Annotated in this window: 13 protein-coding genes, 1 tRNA gene, 2 rRNA genes and 1 pseudogene (1 of these 17 only partly in view); 8 read left to right on the top strand and 9 right to left on the bottom strand. The window is 52.5% G+C overall.

What is annotated here, in order from left to right; translation table 11 throughout:
• Nucleotides 1–46 precede the first annotated feature (46 nt).
• From casB to DTQ13_RS05045, 4 genes and pseudogenes are all read right to left on the bottom strand, one after another.
• The gene (gene casB, locus DTQ13_RS05060; protein WP_248460253.1) at nt 47–595 is read right to left on the bottom strand and encodes a type I-E CRISPR-associated protein Cse2/CasB; all 549 of its coding nucleotides are present in this window, start codon (nt 593–595) and stop codon (nt 47–49) included.
• Complete coding sequence (casA, locus tag DTQ13_RS05055) at nt 592–2,079, bottom strand: type I-E CRISPR-associated protein Cse1/CasA (protein ID WP_193599764.1); 1,488 nt, start codon at nt 2,077–2,079, stop codon at nt 592–594. Before casA ends, casB begins: the two co-directional genes overlap by 4 nt.
• 166 nt (nt 2,080–2,245) lie before the next feature.
• Complete coding sequence (cas3, locus tag DTQ13_RS05050; RefSeq protein WP_232086398.1) at nt 2,246–4,030, bottom strand: CRISPR-associated helicase Cas3'; 1,785 nt, start codon at nt 4,028–4,030, stop codon at nt 2,246–2,248.
• A 225-nt stretch (nt 4,031–4,255) separates the two neighbouring features.
• A pseudogene (locus DTQ13_RS05045) lies at nt 4,256–4,696 on the bottom strand (CRISPR-associated endonuclease Cas3''); the annotation flags it as partial.
• 1,710 nt (nt 4,697–6,406) lie between these two features.
• On the opposite strand from DTQ13_RS05045, the gene DTQ13_RS05040 reads away from it, so the two are divergent.
• Genes DTQ13_RS05040 through DTQ13_RS05005 form a run of 8 tightly spaced genes read left to right on the top strand, consistent with a single transcriptional unit; the run spans nt 6,407 to nt 19,872 of the window.
• Nucleotides 6,407–6,973: a hypothetical protein gene (locus DTQ13_RS05040; protein WP_248460252.1), complete on the top strand. Its 567-nt coding sequence runs from the start codon at nt 6,407–6,409 to the stop codon at nt 6,971–6,973.
• A 53-nt stretch (nt 6,974–7,026) separates the two neighbouring features.
• Nucleotides 7,027–10,248: a virulence factor SrfB gene (locus DTQ13_RS05035; RefSeq protein ID WP_248460251.1), complete on the top strand. Its 3,222-nt coding sequence runs from the start codon at nt 7,027–7,029 to the stop codon at nt 10,246–10,248.
• A gap of 48 nt (nt 10,249–10,296) precedes the next feature.
• The gene (locus DTQ13_RS05030) at nt 10,297–12,939 is read left to right on the top strand and encodes a virulence factor SrfC family protein (protein ID WP_248460250.1); all 2,643 of its coding nucleotides are present in this window, start codon (nt 10,297–10,299) and stop codon (nt 12,937–12,939) included.
• Complete coding sequence (locus DTQ13_RS05025; protein WP_143539961.1) at nt 12,936–13,943, top strand: hypothetical protein; 1,008 nt, start codon at nt 12,936–12,938, stop codon at nt 13,941–13,943. Before DTQ13_RS05030 ends, DTQ13_RS05025 begins: the two co-directional genes overlap by 4 nt.
• Complete coding sequence (locus tag DTQ13_RS05020) at nt 13,940–15,901, top strand: vWA domain-containing protein (RefSeq protein ID WP_248460249.1); 1,962 nt, start codon at nt 13,940–13,942, stop codon at nt 15,899–15,901. Before DTQ13_RS05025 ends, DTQ13_RS05020 begins: the two co-directional genes overlap by 4 nt.
• Before the next feature lie 14 nt (nt 15,902–15,915).
• Nucleotides 15,916–16,662 carry an ABC transporter ATP-binding protein gene (locus tag DTQ13_RS05015; RefSeq protein ID WP_248460248.1) on the top strand — a complete coding sequence of 249 codons (747 nt, stop codon included), beginning with the start codon at nt 15,916–15,918 and terminating at the stop codon, nt 16,660–16,662.
• 37 nt (nt 16,663–16,699) lie between these two features.
• Nucleotides 16,700–18,004, top strand: coding sequence for a hypothetical protein (locus DTQ13_RS05010; RefSeq protein WP_248460247.1), 1,305 nt, complete (start codon nt 16,700–16,702; stop codon nt 18,002–18,004).
• A 47-nt stretch (nt 18,005–18,051) separates the two neighbouring features.
• A complete protein-coding gene (locus DTQ13_RS05005; RefSeq protein ID WP_248460246.1) occupies nt 18,052–19,872 on the top strand; it encodes an SUMF1/EgtB/PvdO family nonheme iron enzyme in 1,821 nt (606 codons plus the stop codon).
• Between the two features lie 68 nt (nt 19,873–19,940).
• On the opposite strand, the gene DTQ13_RS05000 is transcribed toward DTQ13_RS05005, so the two are convergent.
• The 5 genes from DTQ13_RS05000 to DTQ13_RS04980 form a co-directional block, all read right to left on the bottom strand.
• Entirely contained in the window at nt 19,941–20,471 is a 531-nt protein-coding gene (locus DTQ13_RS05000; RefSeq protein ID WP_192848499.1) for a hypothetical protein, read from the bottom strand.
• 114 nt (nt 20,472–20,585) lie between these two features.
• A complete protein-coding gene (locus DTQ13_RS04995) occupies nt 20,586–21,101 on the bottom strand; it encodes a hypothetical protein (protein ID WP_146046929.1) in 516 nt (171 codons plus the stop codon).
• Nucleotides 21,102–22,414: 1,313 nt separating this feature from the next.
• Nucleotides 22,415–22,491 (bottom strand) — tRNA-Met (locus tag DTQ13_RS04990).
• A gap of 38 nt (nt 22,492–22,529) precedes the next feature.
• Nucleotides 22,530–22,644 (bottom strand): 5S ribosomal RNA (gene rrf / locus DTQ13_RS04985).
• Between the two features lie 85 nt (nt 22,645–22,729).
• Nucleotides 22,730–24,369 (bottom strand): 23S ribosomal RNA (locus DTQ13_RS04980) (it continues 1,097 nt past the right edge of the window).

The following is a 24,369-nucleotide window of genomic DNA, read 5'->3' as shown; positions in this document are numbered from 1 at the left end:
AAACCTACTTGATAAATGGATAAAAACGAGACCAGCAACACATGTGCTATTCTGTCTTGTCTCCCGAATTCGCAGCACCAAAATAATCGAGACACCAGCGGGTCTTGGTCCGATCATTCCAGAACATGACATCCCGTGCGAGGGCTGCAACGTTGCAGCGATACTCTGCCATCTGCACAGCACGCCGCAATAACGCAGCCAGCTCTTCATCTTCCGCTGTCATTAACTGCTTGAACCTTAGAGGAGACAATAATGGCTCCTTATCTGCCCCTCTCAACCGCTCTGCCAATGTGCTGTGGCTATTGGTCCGCACACTGCCCAGTATCTCAACCAGCCGACAAAAACGTTTCAGCTCATGCTCCCGCACATTCAGCGTACGCACCAGATGATGCACTTCCGGTTCAAACAGAAGATCAGGGAAACCCCCACGACGCAACTTCGCACTGAGCGTGCGTGCCGCTGTTTGGCCCGGCATCTTTTCCGTTTCGCTCTTCCCGCTTTCTTCTGCATCCTTCGACGCAGACTGCGTGCGTGGAGCAAGATTTTTCTGCCACCACTCAAAGACCTTCACGCCAATGTCTTTTTTTTCACTCATGCGGCCTTCCTCTTCTTCTGCGGGACGGGGAGACCCAATGCTGTAAACAGGGCCGGACCTGCCTTCTTGCCGTATCCCCACAACTCTATGTTCAGAAGCTTCCGGGCTTCGGCAATTTTCTTCATGCTCTGCATGTCACGCTCGGAAAGCCCCGGCAGAGCAACAGCTTCAAACTGACCCAGAGCCTGCTTTCGCAACGCATTCAGCCACTCTTCAGAGGGTCTCTCGCCGGCGGCTATCTGATGGAAGCAATGATAAAAAGCGGGTTCAGTTTTCAGGTAAAACTCTTCACGTTGCGCTTCCCGTGCTTCACCAGTATCCAGAACGGATGACAATGCCCAGTTCAACATTGCCGCCACCATCTCGGCAGCTTCAATAAAACCTCGCAAAATCTCTTCAGCATCCTCGGACAGGCGAGAAAGCGGCTGACGGGAATAGACAAAATCTCTCGGACTCATGTTGTTCATGGCCCAGCCCGCTACAATTACGGACGCCTCATCCCCTCTCTCTCGTCCACACCACTCTCTCACGATCAGTGCCAAACTGGCCAAACGCTCTTCATGCGCTTTCTTGGGCTCACCTTCAGCAATGATACCCAGCCAGTTACGATAGCCAAACCGCCCAGCCCGTGGATGGCGTGGAAGCCAGTCCTCTGTGACCTTGAGCCGGTAATAAGGGCTTAAAGGATGCCGCCACCCGGCATAGTTCGTGCCATAGGGCCTCTGTATGACACCTGTTATACCCTCGTCATCCCCTACAAGGCGCAGACGGCGGGGCATGCCAAAAAACGCTTCCACGTCAAAGTGTCTTTTTTCATCAGACGGATAGACGGATGCCCGCCCAGGCTCCGATGTCCGTGTCGGCCTCATCCACGGCAGGTCTTTCATGTCGGATGGCTGACCGAACGGAACATTGAGCCAGACGAGGTCCCATAATTCTTCGCCGGGATCGAGAAGTGTCACGAGTGGCCCACCACCACGCATGGAGGTGCGGTTTCCAGCCCCACCAGATGGGGCGAAGTCCTGCAATGTGTAAAGCGCCATCGCCGCTTCCGGCAGAGAAAGACATGAATAACGGCTGCGATGTACCATGACGTCAATGTTATTGCGCATGGTCTGCCCACCCGCACTATCGATGAACAGCATGTCAACCGGATTAGGGGAGCCTGAAAGCTTCTCCATGTCCTGAAGAAAGCGGGGACCATCACCCAGAAGATGAAAGGCCGGCTCATAAGCAGCCAATTTCGTTTTCAAACGCTCTGGATCAGCCCGCCTGCGGGCCCGCCAATCCTTCTTGTTCGCTGGTGGATCTGCCAGATAGACAAGCCCAACCAGCAGCTCCAGACAGGCAACATTCAAGTCAGGACGGACCCAGTCCGGGAAGAGTATACCCTCTTCTGCCATCTGCCATGGTGCAATAATCCGCCTGCTACCATCGTCGCATCGTACAGGAATCCACGGGTCTGTTATCAGATTTAGAGACACCAGAAACCTCTAGGGGTTACAAGATCAACCATCTGCTGCGTCTCCATGCACCAGCAGAAGAATACAGCACTCCGATATCACTCTGTGTCATTTCCAGCCCATTAACAAGTCACAAATCAAAACAGATGAGGAATAATGGGATGGAAAAATCAATGAAATTACCAGATCAGGAAGAATAGTATATAAGCAGTCCTATATCACTCCTATAACAAACACCCTGACAGATAGCTCCATCTATTTCATGAACCGGGCAGATCGTGACGGCTTTCTTCTTCCATTGTGGCCAGTATCTTTGAGCTTCCTGAATATCGGCCCTGTCCTGATCTGGAAGGTCCAGCCCCACAAGCCGCTTGCTCCTCACAGAAACTTCCGACAATGCCCATAGAGCTGCCAGCTCACTCCTGCCCAACTCATCAGAAGGAACTCCTTCGGCCTGTGCCCATGGGACAAGGCCATGGTCCGTCTGACGGGCCAAAGCAAGAATCCGGGTTTCATCCCCAAGCCGGGTAGGATAGGTCGTATCATCCGCACCGCAGCCGCCCTTCCGGTAGCCATCTTCAATAGTGGCAAGATTCTGAAGAGCACGATGCCGCGCAGCCATGGCCTTTCCGCACCCTTCTGCCTCCGCCCCATCCAGTACGGAGGGCAGGTTTTCCACCTCATCGCCATGTACAGCTTCTATCAGGGAGCGCAAACCATCTGGGGTCCTGATCTGGCCAGCCTTGAACAGAACCGAAGCCGTCCGCCACATATCCGGCAATGAGTAAACCCAAGCCCCTCTCTCCAAAACTTTCTGCAACCAGCGGTCATCCTGCACTTCGGCAGGGTCTGGTGACAGGACCTTCAAAACAGGTGCCGGGACGGGACGCTGTGTGGCAGGCCGCACATCCATATGCCGCCATAGACGGCCAACACGCTGTATCAGGGAGCCAATCGGGGCCAGATCGGACACCATGACATCAAAGTCCAAATCCAGCGAGGCTTCAACAATTTGTGTCGCAACCAGAACAAATCCCTTGCGGCCAGTCCCATTCCGCCCCACACGATCCAGCACTTCCTGTTCCAGCTTTTTGCGATCACACAAAGCAAAACGGGCATGTAGCAGATGGGCCTGCACCCCCTCAGCCCGCAACGCATCAACCGCAGCAATGGCATCATCCACGGCGTTGCGAACCCATACACAGGCAGCTCCACCTGCTGCAGATTGGGCAATATATCGCACCGCCTCATCCATCGTGGAAAGCCGCTCCACCATGACAGGCCCTTTCTGGGGCCGAGCATCATCATCAAACTGTGTTACGGTCTCACCTCCGGCGACAGTTATGGCCGGATAGGCGTGAGATTCAGAAATGCCGCCGTACGTCTCCAGAAGGCGGGCCCGTAATTTGAGTGGCAGAGTCGCTGTCAGCAATATAGCTGAGCCCCCCATGGCCCTGTGCATCTGCAACAGAGCCACCAACTCTTCCGCAATATAGGGCTCACCCATTTCATGAACCTCATCAACCACCAGTATCTTGGAAGCAAGGCCATAATGCCGCAATGTCTGAAACCGTACCGGCAGAACGGACAGCAAAGCCTGATCAATCGTGCCGATCCCAACATCAGCCAACAGGGCCCGTCTATTATCTGAAGCCAGCCACTCAGCACTTGTCACGCCGGACTGATCATCAGATTTACCCGTCCTGCTTCCTTCATTGACAAGGTCACGAAACGGCACGGACAGACCGGCCCGACCGTGAGCGAGGGTCAAGGACGGGTTTGTAAACATCGTCTCCATGACCCGCCTGGCCCGCCCAAACATGGCATCAGCTGTGGCCATAGTAGGCAGAGCAAAAAACAATCCCCGCCCCTTCCCTGCCAGTATCATACGCTGCACCAGAATAAGAGCGGCTTCCGTTTTACCAACCCCGGTTTCGGCTTCCAGCACAACCAGTGCGGGGCCTTCTGGCAAGGTCAGAGAAACGCATGCCTCTTGCAGTGGCCTCAGTGCAAAATCAAACAACTCCCCTTCACGGGCTGTTGTTCCACTCAAGCCAGCTTCTTCCACGGCTTTTTGGGCAATTGCCCGTGCCTCTTTCAGGTACGCCTCCGGTTCCAGCTCCAATTCCTTTGGAGAGAACCATGTCGTATTGGACCCTATCCAATCGGCTGCCGTACAGAACCCAGGCAACCACCAGGAAAAACTTGTCGCCGCTTCTTCATCCAGGGAATCAAGAGAAGCCTCCGGCCAGAGCTGCCTGAAAATCTCCAACAAACGTCGTGCTGCTTCATGGCCATCTCCGACAGCCCGCAGGCACTTCCTCAGCTCCCGTCTCTGCAAGTTTGTCTGAGGAGGGCGGCCATGATGCCCGGCCACGGCCGCATATAAAACTTCCCGAACGTCTTCGGTACCGCCCAGCCACTCCGCCAACCAGTCATCTTCAGTCAGCAGAAGAATTTCAGTCAGTTCCCAGTGCGTGAATGGTTGATATGCCCCCTCACGTAACATTCCTCGAAATGTTTCACTGAATTTTCCTAAATCATGCAGGCCTGCCAGTGCAATAAAAGCCTGTTTCAATGCAGATGGCCAAGGCGATTCCGCAAGCAGCTGCTCAGCGACAGCCGCTACATCGAGCATATGATAAATTGCCGGATGTTCAATAGTTTCAGGAGGATGAGCACTCTTGGCGGGCCAATCAAGCCATTCTTTCATCTGATTTCTCTCCCCTGGACATACAACTATCGACCATGTCGAGCGTAACAGGCGATTGGAGAAGTTCAAATGAACTTTTGGGTCGCCAGACAAACACCAGCATTATTCCGGGCGGTTTTGATCATGTTGGGCTGAAACTGACTGGGAAGACGCATGAATACAAGGCGTTCCGTGACCTTGCTTCCCCCTCTGACATATCCTGCAGCCCCCCTCCTGACAGCTCCAGCTGCCTTGTGATGGGCGCAAATGGTAGTTCCATCAGGACATGTCAAAAATGCAGTGCCAGACAGGTACGTCTCTTCCTCTCTAAGGACTTGACAACTCCAAGAGCATAGAAGGTCTCATAAAGAAAATATAAAATAACTTCACTTTTTTGTAAAAAACAGAACATGTCAATCTCGTCATGACCACTTTATCCACAGGGGAAACTCATGCCATCCATTGCAAAGTTAACAACACAAAAATATTATGACATGATCTGTCTTGGAAGATTATCACCGTCCCTACACCGAGAAGCCCCTCCATATGCCTTTTTCACGCATTAAAACTACACGAAATGGCCAATTTGAAACCTTGCGGGTGCAAGGCCAGCCCGTCACGGAGCTCTGGGAAGATATCCAGGATGTTCTGCAGGCATATGCTCAACAGTTTCCCAAAGCCCAGCATCTTTCCCTGGCACAACCTTTTGGCAACCCTGCCGATGGCACCATAGATTGGTATGGCCCTGCATGCTCTCCCATCCCCCCGGAAAAACAGAGCCAGATCAACCAGATTTATACACAGACCCGCGACTACATCATCCAATGGGCGAAACAGAATAGTGGCCGCAACATCGACCCGGATATCGTATCCCTACTTCCAACAGCCCTAACAATCCCCAACATCGACAACCTGTATTATAACCCCCATGGGCTCATTCTTACGGCTTGGGGGCATCGTGCAATTTCCGGCATGCTGGCCAAAGGCAACCTGCAGGGTAAAACCCTTCCCGACGTTCCCTCAGCAGCGCCCGACCCCGAGCCCCGCCCTGAACCAGAAGAAAAAACCACTTCCGAAGAGCCGGCATCCCGGCCCTCTTCCCCCCATGCATCAGCACCCAATGACCAGACCACCAGTCAGCAAAGAACCTCCCAGAGGTTCACCAGCAGCCACACTTTTACGCAAGAAAGACTTGTCATCCTTCCATGGTACCGCGTGTGGTACACACGATGGCTGGCCCTCTTTCCGGCCTGGCACTGGTTCCCCGCCCTGACATTCGGTCTTCCCCTTTTTCTCCTCCTCCTCCTTGCCCTGAGCACATCTCTGGGGCCTGCCTTGTGGGGAGTCGGACTGGGCTGGGCGCTTCTTGCGTCACTTCTTATCGGCCTGGGGCTCTGGGTGCGACGTTTCTGGCGGTGGGGGTTCGTTCTGCTGGGCCTCCTCCTGCTCTTATGGCTTCTGGGCACCTTGCTCATGGGGCTCTTTTCTGCACGGCACCTGTCTGCCCCTCCCGGCCTTGGCAGCATTAATGGAGTATCCTCCTCCATCGGGGGTGCTTGCAGTAACGGTCAGCTCCCTGTCCACACTCCTTTGGCACCCCCTGCCGCCCCTGTTCACACAGCAGTGCCCCTTGACGCACCACACAGACAGACTGCCATGAATGACCTTCAGACAGCACGCAGCCGGGGAGGCAACAAGGGAGCTCTGGAAATCTCTCTGGCCTGGAACGACCCCAGCGACCTGGACCTGCATGTCCAACCTCCTGCCGGTCAGGAAATCAGCTTCTCCAAGCGTGCATCACAGGGAGGCGTGCTGGACGTGGACGCCAACGTGGGAACGCCGACCTCTCCCATCGTACAGCATCCCATCGAGCATATCACCTGGCCGGTCCGTCCACAGCCCGGTACGTACAGCATCAGGGTCATCCCTTATCACATGCGCTCCAACGGCGAGCCTGTCCCATACCATGTGACCGTCTATGAAGACGGGCAGCCCGTCCAGGAATACAACGCAGAAGCCCGCACCGATAACGACCGGCAGAGCTTCAATTTCACCCTGCCCGAACCCCCGGCCGATACGCAGGACCAGGGTGCTGGTCAGGCTCCTTCCCCTGCCCCCGATCAGGCCCCGCAGGCACCAATCGACGGGGATCATGCACCCCACCCAGGAACGCAGTCTTTGCCTGATGGCGGCAGCTCTCCTCCTCCTGCTACCTCGTTGTAAAAGGCACTCCCTTCCAAACCCGTCCATTCCTTATCCGATTTTGGGTTTTTATCATGACAGAACTTCTTCTCGTTCCTGACAGCCTGTTGCAGTTTACTACCCTTCATTTCGACCTGGCTTCATTCCGTGAGCGGGTAGAACAGGACTATATCTTCAGTCTTGTCTCCAACCCTGCCTCAAAAGAGCAGGAAACTCTGGTCATCACTCGCAACTCGGCAGGGAAACGGGTTGAAGGCGAAGAAATTTTCCTGAACCTCGAAGGAACCGTTGCAAAACTCTTTGAGGGGCGCTGGATTCCACTGCCCTGGCTGAACACGTTCAGCGATAGTGACTCCCAGAAGAGACCTTCCAGCACAGAAGATCCAACAGACATAGTTGACCTCCAGGGCGGCCCTTCCAACTGGATTCGTGGTCGTCTCAAAAAAGATTCGACAACAAAACAATTCTTCATGGAAATTGTCATCGATACCACGATGGAGCGTACCCCCTCCAAGGACCCAGAAGGCAATCCCATCTACAACGGCCCCAAGCCGGATGACAACGGAGCAGCAACCTACGCACTGCCCCCCCTCACCAGGATCAAAGATTGGCTGAGTGTCAATCACTGGGTCCAGAATATCATCTTTGCCGCCCAGGCTGAGAGCGTGAAAGCGTATCTGCCTTCCTTTGATGATGATACACCGCCGCCTCCACGGCCTGGAGATCTGGATCACCGCCTTACAGCTCTTGCTGCCTATCTGGCCTTGCTGCAGGGGCTTACCGCCGATAAAGACCTGCCTGTCATCAAGTTTGTTGACAATGCAACAAAACCAATCGATGTCGATCTCGTCCTGGACCTGGGGAACTCCAGAAGCAGCGGTATCCTTATCGAGCAGAACGCCGATCAGGCACTCTCCAAAAATGGCCGGTTCGGCAACTGCCGTGTGCTTGGCCTCCGGGATTTGCGTGCTCCACAGACCATCCATTCCGGGCTTTTCTCAAGCCGGATCGAATTCAGCAACATAACATTTGGAGATGTCCGGCTTTCCCGGGAATCTGGGCGCGATGATGCATTCCTCTGGCCCTCTCCTGTCCGGGTAGGCGGAGAGGCCGAAGAAATGATGGCCGCTCGGGAAGGAACCGAAGGCTTTTCCGGCCTCGCTTCCCCCAAACGCTACCTTTGGGATCGCACTCCTACATCTCAGGGATGGTATTTCAATGATGCTCTCACCAGCGCGGAAGCCATTCCCCCCCATCCCGCCCAAAACCCACGGGTATCAGGCTCATTCCGAAGCAAACTTCATGAAATCCTGATGCGGCAGAACGAACGGGGCATCACAACATTCAGCACTGATTTGAAGGAAGAGCTATACGATGGTGCCAATGCGGGACCGGACATAACAGCCGCCAGAAAGGTGAAAGTCTGTCAGCTATCCAAAAGCGAGATTTCCATCCTCATGCTCAATGAGCTCATCCTGCAGGCCATAGCCTTCATGAACTCCCCGCAGGAACGCGAAAGTCGCGAGCAAAGCCGGACACCACGCCGGCTGCGTTCCCTTGTACTGGCTTTCCCGCCCGGCATGCCTCTGGCTGAGCGCCGCATCCTTACCAAACGTACCCGGACGGCCCTCACCATGGCCTGGGAGAGCACCAGGCAGCAGGAAACATGGAAACAATTTGGGGACGCCTACACACAGCCACCTGAGCTTGAATGCAGCATAGATGAGGCAACAGCCACTCAGCTTGTCTGGTTGGAGAATGAAATAAACAACAAGATGGGCGGCAGTGTTGACGAATTTTTCCATCTCTATGGCCATGCTGCCTCCTCCGATGGCAAAGAACGCCTCCGCATCGCCAGCCTTGATATCGGCGGAGGGACAACAGACCTCATGGTGTGCGATTATCGGCGCAACAAACATGAAGAAATGCTCCACCCGCATCAGCTCTTCCGCGAGAGTCTGCGCATTGCGGGTGATGACCTGCTTGAAGACATAATTTCAGGGCCAATTATCACGGCCTTCATGAATCATTTCAGAACATATCATCTTCCTGAGCCACGAGCTTTTTTTAATACCCTGTTCAAACTGGGTGCCGCAGACTCAACCATTCAGGAGGCAACGCAGCGACAGCTTTTCATTTCCACAATTCTTGAACCTGTCGCACTGAGCATCATCAATGCCTACGAAAATGTGGAAACATTCTTCTCTGGAGAGCTGATAACAGGCCGCTTGCACGAGCTTCACCAGATTTCTCCGAAAGCCGCCGAACGCACACGTGATTATTTTAGGGCAGCCCTCAAAAAACACCTTTCCATTCACGGCACGCCTTCCTCTTCCGCTCTGACCAGATTTCTTGACCAGAACGATGACACGCAAGCTGCCAACGAAGATATTTTCGACCCTCTGGATGCCAACATACATGTAACAACCGATGACATGGAAGGTATTATTACCAGAAGGCTGGGCCAACCCCTGCAGATACTGTGCAGTATTGTTCAGGCCTATGGCTGCGATGCCCTCCTGCTTTCCGGCAGACCTTCCAAACTGCCACATGTCTGCAGCCTGATCCTGAGCGCTCTGCCAGTGGCTCCGCAGCGTGTCATTCCCATGCATAACTATGTGATTACTGGTGACTATCCTTTCTCTGACAGCAGCAACCGGATTGGAGATCCCAAAAGTACTGTCGTGATGGGAGCCGTCATCTGGAAGAAGGCTTGCCGTGCGGAGATTGGCAATTTCAAATTGGCCTCCAAAACCAGATATGAAAAATCAACGGCGCATTTCATTGGCAACATGAAAATCAACGAAGGAACAATCATCCGTCTCTTCAACCCTCAAGAGGAAAACGGATCCCCTATCGCTTACGACCTCTCAAATGTCACAGCGGAAGACAAGCTGGAAATAAAAATCGATACATTCGAAGGCAGCATGATACTCGGGACAAAACAGCTCCCCAACAAGGACTTTCCCAGCAGTCCATTCTACAATCTTGCCCTGACATCCGCAGGACGGGATTTCCTTCAGCAGCGGCGCATTGACCTTAACAGCCCCCTGTCCCTTACGCTCTCCCGCACCAGAACCCCCTCCACCAGCGAAGCTGAACGGAAAGAGCTCTGTGAAAATCTGGTCATCACGGAAATTGAAGGCCAACCCATCACTCATGATGGCCCTCCCATAAAAGTGCCAGCCAGAGACTTCATCAGCGCAACACTACAGACAACCCTCACCCCCCAGGGACACTGGCGTGACACCGGCGCCATACACCTGACAACCATCCAAGACCAATCAACAGTCTGATCCGCCCTATCTCCCAGCCTCCTTCACCGCCCCAAGAAAGTCTACGCCATGGATGCCATATCTCCCGACGCCCTGAAGCGCGTATCTTCAGCACTTGCCACCACTGCAGAAACCCTTTCTGCCTGGATGGAGCACAACAAGCCTCATGCAAGGGAAGGGAGAGAGGTGCGTGCTTGCCTGCGTGCTGCGCAGGCAATCGATCACACCGCTGATGCACCCCAGACAATTGCCGTTTATGGAGCCTCCCAGGCGGGAAAATCCTTCCTGACCGGCGCCCTGACCTCTCCCGAGACCGGCCCCCTCATCATCGACTTTTCAACTGACCACCAGCTGGACTTTCTGAGGGAAATCAACCCGCCAGGCGGTAAGGAATCCTCCGGTCTTGTCTCCCGCTTTACCGTAACTCCTCCCTCCCTCCCCACAAACGTGGGTGCGGACACACCAATTTGCGTCAAACTGCTCTCGGCAAGAGATGTGGTCTGTATTTTAGGGAATACCTATTTCAGGGACTTCAAGCTTACCGAAGATGCTGTTAAAACCACTGACATACTTGAAACCATAAAAAACATCATCCCACGTGAAAAAAACGATCCGCAGCAGGAACCATTTTTTACGAAAAATGATGTTGAAGCATTGCAGGATTATTTTAACAGCTCGTTCCTCTCTGAAAAAAGCTATACGCCATTTTCATCAGACGGGACTGATAATGAATATTGGGCTTTTCTCGCAGAGAACATATCTTCATTTGATCTCGATACAGCCATAAAAGCTCTTTCTCCATTATGGGGTGGTCCGAGCTCGCCTTTCACCGATTATGCGCACAAACTGCTCAAAGCCCGCTTCAGTCTCGACAGGGATGAACTGGCTTTTTGTAATCCCGATGCCCTGAACGCCCCCAATAATGGCAGCATACTGAATGTTGAAACCCTGTGGGGTCCGGGAGCCAGCATGAATACCGCCCTGAAATCCCCCAGTGGAAAACTGGTTGGAATGGGGCGTGACGTTGCAGCGGCCCTCATCTCAGAGCTTATTCTCCCCTTGAAGGCAGCACGGTGGGAGTTCCAGAAAAAGCGGATCGATTTACTTGACTTCCCCGGAGCGCGATCCCGCGGGGAATATCCATCACTCAGCAAGGCCACGAACATCCCCGAGCTTTTTCTCCGCGGGAAGGTCGACTATCTGTTCCACCTCTATAAGAGCAACAATGACCTGACATCTGTCCTGTTATGTATTGGCGACAGTAACCAGGAGGTCGTTAGCCTGCCGGCGATGATTGATGGTTGGGTCAACACGACCATTGGCGCTACGCCAGAAGAGCGCAGCACCCAGCATAACTCCTTATTTATCATCCTGACCAAATTCGACACGGCATTAGCCTCCACGCCAGGACGGCCAGATGATGGAGTTGAACGCTGGGACACGCGGCTCGATGCTTCTATCATCAATTATTTCCAAAACTCTCCCTGGCTTAATGCGTGGGAACCCGCCCAGCCAATATTCAATAACATCCAATGGCTGCGCTCCCCCACCTATGGGGATACGATCTACAATCGCGATGCCCAGAAAAATGAAACTACCATGCTCCCTGGCTTCAAGAGCCGGCTGCCAAGCCTCAAAACAGGGTACGACAGTTCAGCAAAAGTCAGAACCTACATCAGGAACCATGACAAAGCCTTCGATGCCGTACTCAAGCCCAATGATGGCGGTGTCAGCTATCTTGCCGAGCGTCTCCTTCCTCTCGCAGAAAAAGATATCAAGACCAGCAAGCTGTATCTGAAGCTGCGCAGGATACTCCAGAACCTGCAGGAGACAGGGAAGAAATTCTACTTTGACAATTCGCAGGAAGCCGTTCACGCCGAAGCAGAGCGCTCCGTGGATAATTTCATCAGGGCAACCTGCCTCCCTCTCGCCCAGAAAGGACGGTTTGGCGTACTGCTCCAGCAACTCTCCCTCAGTGCAGAGCTTGTTACTCGGGAATGGATTGCCTTCAACAAAACCAAACCGCAGACCACTCACCAGGAAATTCAGTTACTTGAAAGTCTCCTCTCACCCTCTCCAGCCGAGAAAAACGTGTCCGCTGACGCTGCACCAGAGGAAGATGATTTTGACCGTTTCGCCGCACATATCCTAGAATATTGGGAAGACCATTGCCGGGAAAAATTCTCTTCTGACAACATGAGTACCGAAAGGGAACGAAACTGGCTTCATGTCAACAACGATGCCTTCTCGCCTTTCCTGGCACAACTTTTCAAGTTGGCTGAAACGAACAATCTGGCTGGAGACATTGCCAACATTTTGCGCAACACATGTAAAAATGTCAGCAAGCTTGTCCAGAATGGCGAAAAACCTGGAATCCTTACGGCCGAGACCATCAGCAATTTTGTGACATGGCTCGGATATCCCCCCGTTGACAGAAAGGACGCCCCAGCAAACCGGCCGGTTTGTGAAAAAACGGGTATGCCAATCTTCCTTCTTCCCGAAGATCCAGCCGGGAAGCTCTATCCAGATCTTCCGAACATAGGCAATAGCGGCGTACTTTTCCTCCTGGACTGGGTCACCGCATTGAAGGCCCGTTTCCGGGAAGCCGGTCCGCAGTATGACGTGGAGGAGAATGCCAAGCTGGGCCAGTACCTGGAGACACTGAGCAGGCTCGACAATGCACATGATAACAGGAAAGACATAAACAGATGAATCAAATTACCCTTGCCGACAAAGCCATTCCATTACAAGAAGAAATGACTCTTGGCCTGGTCATTGCATCGGGTGACGTCTCGACGCAACAGAACGTCACTGTGCAGGTTGACGACACATTCCTGCCGGATTGCCCAATAATCTCGCATGACGGGCATATGGTCATTGCCCTTCTTCCGCGCAAGCAGGCCGAAGCCTGCATTGACCCGCTGGCCGCTTCCGCTGTCAGTATTCCGGCACTCGGCATAACAGAAGCAGAAATCGACTGGGTTGGCTTCCCTGCGAACAGACAGCCCCAGACGGCTTCACAAATCCTGCAAATGGCATCGGAGACAGAAGAAGAGCAATCCCAACAACAGGCAGCCTTCTCTCCGCCTCCTGCCGCCCCCCCCGAAGCCGTGCCTTTTCCACCACCTGATGCAACGGCCACCCAGCATCCTGCCGACGGGACGCCTGAAGACAAAAAGCCGGAGGATGCACCCGAGACAACGCAAGCGATGGATAAAACGCCTTCCTCCTCCAGGAAGAAGGGACTGCTCATCCCGGCAGGGGGGGCAGTGATCGCACTCTGTCTTGCCACGGCAGGAGGATGGTTCTGGTTTCACAAACCATCTTTTCTCGCAACACCTGCTTACCAAAACATGAGTCCGGCAGATGCCGTCAAGCAGCTGGTCACCCCGGCTGCCATTGGTCAGGAGGGGTGGCGACGTATCCGTGCAGGCCAGGGTGACGCAGGACTGCGGCTGCTTGGGTATGCAGCAACCAAACATGACCCGGTCTCCCTCCAGAGAATGGGAGAGCTGTATGATCCTGCCAGGTTCCGTACCGACGGCCCCATTCCTCAGCCCAATCCCCGGGAGGCAGCACGCTACTACCGCGAGGCCCTTCTCGCAGGAAATCAGGACGTTCGCAGTGAACGGGACAGCCTGCTCGCAGCCCTTCGCAAGAAAGCCGAAAATGGCGACCAGGAGGCCGCTTTCACCCTTCAGGAATACGCACGATGACCCCAACATTTCTTTCTGCCAGCACGCTGTTCTCCTTTTCTTCCAAAAAAGCCAGGATCATCACAAGACTGATGGGGTCCACCCTGTGCGGAATAATCGCCCTCACCGGGCAGCACGGCTTTGCCGCTCCTTTGCTGCAAAGGGCAGGGGGCACTCTTTATCAGCAAATACTTACACAGCCTGGGGCCATCATCACGCCAGATGAACACACCGAACAGGGCACCCCTTCTCCAGGATTTCTGGCCTATTACGTCTTTGCCAGGGCGAATGACAAACTTCAGATTGGCAGTACGAAAGATCATCCCAATGGCTGGATCAAGGCATCCCAGACACTCAGCTGGAATCATCGCCTGAATGCCCAGTTTGCTCCGCTGGCAGGTCGATCGCGCGCCATCTTCATGAGCACCCGGCAGGCCGAAGAGAATCTGCTGAATGGGAATGACCCTGCCGCCGATGCCCGGGCCATCCTCAGCGCCGGAGATCACCAGCCTCCCAACAGCCAGGCTGCCGCACTGGAACCTGATGCCTGGATTGATCAGAAAAAACATTTTTATCTGCTGCCCATCCTGGACGCACATAATAGCGAGCCCGATTATACCGGTGCCATGCTGATGCACGTCGCCGGGGCCACCTTGCCTCCCCCCCACGAACAGAAAAGCGACGCAGCACCCCCATTCCGCGCAGGTCTGGTCTTTGTCATTGATACGACACAGAGCATGCAGCCTTACATCGAGCAAACTCGCAATGCCATCAATGACATTGTCTCACAGATCAACAACGCTCCCCTAGGACACAATTTCCGTTTCGGGCTTGTAGGCTTCAGGGATCAGTCCAGAAAGGATGATCCCAGACTTGAATATGCCTCAAAAATTTTTGCAACTCCCGATTTCACCCAATCGAGCGATGCCATCACCAGTCAGATCGCTTCCGTCAACGAAGCACATGTCTCCTCCTTCGGCTTCGACGAAGACCCCATCGCTGGCCTGAAAACTGCCATAACGGATATTGACTGGTCCTCCATGCAGGGCCGCTATATCATTCTGGTAACCGATGCCGGTGCCCGCGATGAACACAACCCTCTAAGTTCAACCCACCTTGGCATCACCGACCTCAACCGTTTGGCCGAAAAACACGATATTGCCCTCTTCGTGGTCCATCTTCACACACCCGCCGGGAAAAAGTTCAACGATACTGACCGGGCAGAAGCGCAATACCGAACTCTCTCGGCATTCCCGAATACGTCCAGTCTCTATTATCCCGTCGGTAATGGTACATCCGATAATCTGACGAATGATTTCAACCTCGTTGTCCGACAACTGACACAGGCGATTCTGACCCAGGCAAGTCACATTTCCGGTCAACATGGCAGCCAAACGACACCTGAGGGCCCCTCCAATGACCGCATGGCCATTGTAGAGCAGGCCATGCGTCTGCGCTACATAGGCCAACGTGACAATGCCAGCCTTCCGCCCATGATCGAAGGCTATGTTGCAAGCACCGATCCTGTCAGCAATAAAACTGCCTTGCGCGTCAATTTGTTGATGAAACGAAATGAAATGAGCAATCTCGCCTCTTCGCTTGAAACCATTCTGGACCAGGGTGAACAAAGCCAGCTGGCTCCCGAGCAATTTTTCCAGCGGCTGCAATTTGCCTTCGCAGCCTCGGCCCGTAATCCGGATGCCCTCTCACATGATGGCGATGCCGCCCATGGAACACTGGGCAGCCTGCTGCCGGAATATCTGAATGGCCTTCCCTATCGGTCTCGGATTGCCCAACTCACCCAGGAGCGCTGGAATAGCCTGAGCGCCGGGGAACAGGACGCCATACTCAGCGACCTGCGTGCGCTTATTGAACGCTACAAGCTTTATGAAAGTGATACGGACGGCTGGCATTCCATCAACGGGGGCAATGATGAGGATGAAAAAGTTTATTCCGTAGGGTTGGATGACTTGCCTTGAACACAGCCCCAACCATGGTTCAGAGTGAAAGCTGTCCTGCCGATCCCCCCCTTCTCCACGCCGAAGCCTTGACCTGGCAGGCACCGGGGGGGGATTTTACGCTCGAGATCCCCTCATTGACACTGCACAAGAGAACATGCCTCGGGGTTATCGGACCATCAGGATGCGGGAAAAGTACACTGCTTGGTCTACTTTCGCTCGCCCTTCTTCCAACAAAAGTTCGTTGCCTCTCTTTGCTCGAGAGGCAGCTCGCCCCTTATCTTTCACCCGGGTCACACACCACAAACCGCAAGCGTGAACGGCTATTCACTACATTACGGGCCGAGCACGTCGGTTTCATTCCGCAAACCGGCGGCCTTCTGCCGTTCCTGACAGCGCGCGAAAATATTGCCCTCGCTTTGAATGTGCTGGAAACTCCCCCCTCCGGGCAGGGTGCTGGGCACATCGACATGCTTGCCGAGCGGCTCGGGATCATATCCTGCCTTGAAAAACTGCCCTCTCAATTATCTGTCGGTCAAAGGCAGCGTGTTGCCATAGCACGAGCCTTAATTCACACACCCCCTATCCTTCTGGCTGATGAACCAACAGCTCCCCTTCACCCTTCCCAGGCTGCGATCGTCCTGGATTTACTACGCAATTATGCAGAAACACAAAACGCCGGCGTCATTGTAGTAAGTCATGACATAGACGCCCTACAGAAGGCCGAATTTTCACTGGTTCAGGCTCAGATGAAAGGGAATAAAACTATCATCCACAATTAACAATTTTCATATATAACTTTCTCTAAAGGAAACGCTCATGCCGTCCCGGGGTCACACGCACTTTCGTCACCTTCTTCTTGCCTGTCATCTAGCCTGGCAGGACCTTTTTTCCAATAAAATACTTGCCCTGTGTATTGTAAGTGGTCTTGCCAGTACTCTGCTGCCCATGTTGCTCCTTGCAGGATTGAAGGCAGGTCTCGTTGATCATATGCAACAGACTCTGCTGCACGACCCCTCGGCATTGGAAATTTCAAGCGCCCGAAATTATCCTTACTCCGAACAACAACTGGAGGCCTTGAGAACCGACAAGAGAGTGACCTTTCTCCTCCCCAAAACACGCACACTCGCCGCAAGCGTACGGTTACAGGCAACCAACACAACATCAGTATTCGAGGGAACAGACGCCGAACTTCTTCCATCCTCTCCCGGAGATCCTCTTCTGGGAAAGAGAATTGAAATGCGCCTGACAAAATTACATGCGCAGATTTCATCTCCAGATATCCCGGTTGTCATGTCCGCCCATCTGGCAGAACACATGCACCTTCAACCCGGGGACACCTTCGTCATGCTCATTGACCGACATGCCGCAGGCACTGCAAAAATGGCTCTCATACAATTAAACGTTGCTGCTATCGCAGACGAGACCGTTACATCCCGCTTCCAGCTATTCGTGTCACTTCCTGTAGCGCAAGCGGCCGAAGAATGGCGCGAGAACACCAACCTCTCCTCCTGGCAGGAAGCCCTGACCCTGGGCGAACAAAAAGCAGCTGATTTCCTGAAAGCACGTACACCAAAAGCAACATGGCCCGGTTTCAGACTTTATGCGCGTTCACTATCTGACGTCATCACATTGGACAGAGATCTGACACATCAGGGGTTAAGCATAACCAGCGAGCTTCCCCGTGTTAAAACCATTCTTAATATCAATCAGCAAACAACACATCTTTTTCATCTCATGGCTTATATCGGGGCCATAGGCTTTGCCGTTACTTTGGGTACGGCCATCGCAGCGGAAACTGAACGAAAGAAATTCCATCTCGCAAGCCTGACATTTCTTGGACTGAATAACGCTCGTATCATCCCTGTCGTGCAGACCATTCTCCTGGCCACTGGAGGAACCTGCCTCGCCTTTTGCATAGCCTGGGGATTAAGCTGGCCCATGAATCGCATACTTCACAACACGTTTCTACAAGACGAAACGTCAGCATCCTCCATAAATATTACAATCGCCTTTGCCTTGCAGCTAGTTGCTTATATTATCCCAGGATCGACCATCATGGCCTGGGCAACAACACGCTCCCTGCACCGGGTTTCACCATGGCAAGGCATATGCAACTCCTGACAGCCTGTCATCATGATTGACATGCCTTTATAAGCAAAGGACCACCAATGTCTTATTTACATTTCACTACAGCAACAGAATTTTTAGCATTCCGAAAACCATCCCTGCGCATCATGGCTCAACTTCGCCCATCAGCGCCCGTCTTTGTCTTGTCAGCCCTGCTCTGTACAGGTCTCTCCAGCCACACAGCACGGGCACAGTGCACAACCTCCACTCCAGCACAGATCAGTTGGAACAAAGCCATCTATGACCCCAAGCCTTCACCAGATTCCGATGCCGAGGAACTGGTTCTTCCCATGCCCTGCGGAGGGGGCATGGTTTTTCGCCGTGTTGAAGTACAACCTACATCAGCCAGCACAGGAGATGCCGCTTTCATGGCAAACCGGCGGATCACAATTGGCCAGGCCATGGATTTGAAAAGTACTCAGGCCTCCCATAGCAATGGCTATAACCTTTTCATACATGAAGCCAATCTTGCCGCTCCCTTTACTGATAAAAATCAGCATCCTGTCTACTATATCGGAAAATATGAGGTAACCGCGGCGCAATATAAACTTGTCATGGAAGGTCAGGGGGCTCCTCCCCCTCAGCGCAGGAATTTTCCTGCCAGCAATATCTCCTTCCTGGAAGCACAGCAGTTTGCAGAGAAATGGACGAGCTGGCTCATGAAGAATGCTCCTGACCGTCTGCCGAAGCGAGGAGACAAGCCCGGCTTTATTCGCCTGCCAACTGATGCTGAATGGGTTTTTGCCGCTAGTGGAGGGATCAAGAACAGTTCCCTGAACACACAACCTGCCCCTTGGCCACAACCGGGCAGCGATTGCCAGAATCAGATTGATGATTGCATTGTTGGCAGCAGTCAGGGGATTTCTACCGATCATGGCGTCATCCCCAAACCGATTGGATCACTCAATATAGCCAATCCCCTCTCCCTGTACGATATAGTCGGCAATGTCAGTGAGATGGTTCTTACACCCTACCAGATGAGAGCTTACCTGCATTACTGGAACCAGGGACTTACAGGCGGGACGCAAGTTTTCGGAGGCAGTGTCCTGAATTCCGCCAGAGACATTTCCAGCGCTTATCGTGCGGAATTTGCCCCTTATGACGACAATGGAGACGCAAAGCGTGCTCCTGAGGTCGGGTTCCGTGTTGTCATCGGTGCCATGACAATGAATAGCCTACAGGAAGCTTTGAAAGCACAAAAAGGGTTCGCTGCGCTGGTCAATGATGCTGCCAACGCTGATACCAGCAAGGTCAAAGAAGAGCATGCCAACGAAAACGATGCTCTCAAAAACCTTCAGTCTGCCCTGGGCCAAAGTGACCAGAACAAAGCTGAGCTACAAGCCCGTCTTACCCAATTGAACCAGGCGATGGAGGCTGCACGGGAGGCACAAAATCAGGCCAATGCAGAACGTAATCAAGCTGACCTAGATAGCGCTGTCGCCAACCTGACTACTCTGTTGACACTCAGCAAGCAGATCGCCTCGAACAGGATTGACATTGTCAATTATACGGCTTTCGTCAATGATCCTGACAATGCCCGTAACCCCAATCTGAGCATCTATAAAACCTCCATCTCGACAGAACAGGTTTCGCTTGATGATACAGTGAACGCTTACCTCGGCCTGTTAAAAACAGTATCCCGTAATAGCCAAAGGGATACCCGTCTAGAGGATGCCAAGATCATCATAGTAAACAATCTCAAAAATAATTATAAAGACCTTCCCCTTTCCAGGCGCCTCGACTGGCTAGACATAGCCATACAAAATACAAAAGACATATCCTCCGGTAAATCCCTTGATACTGAGCGGGATATTATTGCAAAAATAGAACAGGCGGCTCATATGCATTATTATAACAGATAAAGGAAAAGCACAGGGATACTTCACATCCCTGTGCTTCCATAAAACTAGCAAAAACAATTTAAAATATTTTAAAGTGAATGAGTTTCAGCAGATTTCTTGTTGAGTTCGTCAACTTTAGAAGCATATGCTGCATTATCTATTTTAATGCTATAATCGAAATGACTCTTTATCTGAGACACATTCCTGATTTTTTCGATCAACTCTTTCATTTTATCGGAATCGCCATCAGCTTTTGCCTGATCATACTGCTGCTGCAGGGAAACTTCCTGTCTAAGAAGATCATCACGCTGCGCTTTTTCCTTAGCAATCTTCTGTTGTAGCTGCGCCATTTCCTGACGTAGTACGGCAATCTGCTGATTGATGGACATTAGATGAGCATCTTGTATCTGAACAGCCTGTTCCTGCACGCTACGCTCATTTGTCAAAGCCTTTGTTCTTTTCTGGTAGCCTCCCCCAAACGAACAAGCCATCTGGGTAAACATTTCATCCTGTTTATTCGGGTCACAATCTGCTGCTGAACAACCAGCCAAAAACAGCATAAGAGATGCTGTTGAGAGAGACACATACAATGAGCGTCTCTTTGAGACCTTAACAATCATAACATACCCCCCTTTCATACAGAAAAACGCCTAGTAAAAATAATATACTAGGCGTTCTATCAAGAAAGGGAGCATATAAATATATGCTCCCTTCAAGATATATAATTTCAAATATTAATCGCCATTATTCTGAGCATTAGACTTTGCAAGCGCATCGCTCTTGGTCTGCTGCAGTTTGTTAGCCATTGCCTTATATTCCGCTACACGCTGCTTCTCATTTTCCAAAACAGCATTTTTACGAGCAATAACCTGATCCTGGGCTTTCGCAGCATCGCCTTCAAGACCATTTTTCTTGGCGACTGCTTCATCATAAGCCTTCTGGGCTTTCTGCACATTCGCCTGAGCGATACGCAGCTTTTTCTTGGTCGTGGCAATTTCAGCGTTCAAACCATTTTCCACAGCCTTCTGCTGCTCATTATTTCCCTTGGCTTGAGCATGTAACGTCTGAAAGGCTAGGCCAGCACCGGCACCAATCAAGGCACCTTTCTTTCCCCCGGCAACTCCTCCAATGGCGGCACCGTTGGATGCAGTCCCTGCATTTTCGATATCACTCAAGAATCCTGCATAACTACTCTGTGTCGAAAACGCAAAAACGGCACATGCTGTTATCGCAAAAATAGAACGACGCATACTCTGAAATCCTTCTTTAATGTTCCCGAAATATCAGGCACAGCCTCATGCTATCATTGTTTTATGTTAACACAAAATTTTATATTTTGACTTAAACAGAAGGTTAAATGCAGAATCAGACACTTGAGAGAAATTCTCTGGACAAGTCTGAAAGAATGAAGAACAGTGACAACCCACTACGGCGAGGGCATCCTTGCGACGGAAGCCGGAGCCCCCCTTTCATACCGTTCCTCCATATTCAGAAAGAACACGGAGAGAGTATCTCCCTAGGCAACTCTGATTTGGGCAACCAATCAGCCCACTGGCCGAAAGTTACAAAAGACTGGACATGAAAAAGACACAGTTTTTCGGCTACACAGCCATGACATTGACTGGCACCGAAGCGCAATCTATGGCGATATCCCTATTTTCAACGGAGCCTTCAAGGAAAAAGAAAAATACGCCTTAGGATTCCAATCCGATCCCCGACAGGAAAAGCATTTTCCAAGAATGATGGTGAAAAGAATAACCGAACAGCATCTTCCCTAAGGGAAGATTTCATACACGACACGGTTCAAGCTAGTTAGAACGGCTGACACTGTTCATGGTTTTCTAAAAGGAAATAGGCCATGGACCACAAGAAAACCCCACTGTTTCGGTCTGCGGCCTAATCCTGAAATCCCATTTCATTCAGTTCCTTGATGACAGGAACAAGCTGCCAGGCATTAACTATTTTAGTTCCAGACCTACGCAGATCGATGCACAGTATCTTAAGCTTGAATGAGCCCGGCACTATCTCTTCGTCTCTGGCCCCATCATGGCAAAAAGGACCGCTAGTCAGCAAAGCTCACCATATTGACGTCCACCTATTTGAAGAACATGGCAAAACTGCTGCAATTCGTTCTTGATAAAAGGACAGTGTCCCAGCGCTCTGTTCAGCTCCTCCCGAGAAGCTTTATACGCCCGAACCATTTCAAAACCATTATTCTTGATGATAGTCTTATCCGACAGCCTACCTCAGAAAAGCTTACACTTCTCTCAAATGGCGTTGAATGGCCCTTATATGCGCATGATGACAAGCGCCACTGCTGCCAATAGGGTAACCTGGAACCCAAATCCAAACGTAATCTGGGATATCACCTTCCTGGCCAACACTCCCGGGTCAGGCATTGAGAGCGCTTGCTGGGCAGAAAATTGCCCGAACAATCCACCCAAACCATTCATGAGCCCATTTGTAGAGCTCTGCAGGCACGCTTCCCCACAACATAGCTCTACCGTTAACAAGCAATATGCCGATGGTTCCGTATCAACTTGTTTGGGAGTATTTGTGGGTATGGATGCGGGGGTAGGATTTGAACCTACGACCTTCAGGTTATGAGCCTGACGAGCTACCGGGCTGCTCCACCCCGCGTTGGTGGGTGGTTTTTATGGGGGTGGGTGAGCGAGGGGACCTGGCGGCGACCGACTTTTCCGCTCCTTAAGGAGCAGTATCATAGGCGCTGGAGGCTTTAACGGCCGAGTTCGGGATGGGATCGGGTATGGATCCTCCGCCATGGCCACCAGGTCTTCCCGCTCACCCATGTGGGTGTTTGGGGGTGTTTTGGTTGGTGTTTTCTGGAGTGTGACTGACTACTGTGCATGTGTTCTGGTGTGTGAGAGATATGGGCGATTAGGATCAGTCAGCTACACATGTTGCCATGCTTTCACACCTGACCTATCGACGTCCTGGTCTTGGACGGCCCTGTGAGACCTAGTTTTGAGGCTGGTTTCCCGCTTAGATGCTTTCAGCGGTTATCCATTCCGAACTTAGCTACCCGGCTGTGCCGCTGGCGCGACAACCGGTGCACCAGAGGTTCGTTCATCCCGGTCCTCTCGTACTAGGGACAAATCCTCTCAAGTCTCTTACACCCACGGCAGATAGGGACCGAACTGTCTCACGACGTTCTAAACCCAGCTCACGTACCACTTTAATCGGCGAACAGCCGAACCCTTGGGACCTGCTCCAGCCCCAGGATGTGATGAGCCGACATCGAGGTGCCAAACCTCCCCGTCGATGTGGACTCTTGGGGGAGATCAGCCTGTTATCCCTAGAGTACCTTTTATCCGTTGAGCGATGGCCCATCCACGCGGGACCACCGGATCACTATGGCCGACTTTCGTCTCTGCTCGAGCTGTCACTCTCGCAGTCAGGCGGGCTTATGCCATTGCACTCGACAGCCGGTTTCCGACCGGCCTGAGCCCACCATCGCGCGCCTCCGTTATTCTTTGGGAGGCGACCGCCCCAGTCAAACTGCCCACCATACAGGGTCCCGGACCAGGCTGACTGGTCTCGGTTAGATATCAGAAAAGTTCAGGGTGGTATTTCAAGGATGGCTCCACCGGAGCTGGCGCCCTGGTTTCAAAGCCTCCCACCTATCCTACACAAAACTTTCCTGATACCACTGTAAAGCTGCAGTAAAGGTTCATAGGGTCTTTCCGTCTGACCGCGGGTACCCCGCATCTTCACGGGGAGTTCAATTTCGCTGAGCCGATGCTGGAGACAGCGGGGAAGTCGTTACGCCATTCGTGCAGGTCGGAACTTACCCGACAAGGAATTTCGCTACCTTAGGACCGTTATAGTTACGGCCGCCGTTTACCGGGGCTTCGATTCGACGCTTGCACATCTCCTCTTAACCTTCCGGCACCGGGCAGGCGTCAGACCCTATACGTCATCTTTCGATTTCGCAGAGTCCTGTGTTTTTACTAAACAGTCGCTACCCCCTGGTCTGTGCCACCCGCCGATGGTTGCCCACCAACGGGTCTCGTTTCTTCCGAAGTTACACGAGCAATTTGCCTAGTTCCTTCAGCATCGTTCTCTCAAGCGCCTTGGTATACTCTACCAGTCCACCTGTGTCGGTTTCGGGTACGGTCTATATGCCAGAGCTATTTCCTGGAACGGTCCAAAAGCCAGCTCAATCCGATAAGAGCTGACAACATATCCCGTTCGTCACTTCTGGCAGGCTCAGGACTATTAACCTGATTCCCATCGACTACGGCTTTCGCCCTCGCCTTAGGGGCCGGCTCACCCTGCGTGGATTAACCTTGCGCAGGAACCCTTGGACTTTCGGCGACAGTGTTTCTCGCACTGTTTGTCGCTACTCATGTCAGCATTCGCACTTCTGATACCTCCAGAGAGGGTCACCCCGTCTCCTTCGCAGGCTTACAGAACGCTCCGCTACCGCGCATAGTAAACTATGCACCCACAGCTTCGGCACGTGGCTTGAGCCCCGTTACATTTTCGGCGCAGGGT

The organism is Parasaccharibacter sp. TMW 2.1888, assembly GCF_023167265.1.
GTDB lineage: Bacteria > Pseudomonadota > Alphaproteobacteria > Acetobacterales > Acetobacteraceae > Bombella > Bombella apis.
The sequence above is the reverse complement of the archived record's forward strand: the minus strand, read 5'-3'. Positions and strand labels throughout refer to the sequence as shown.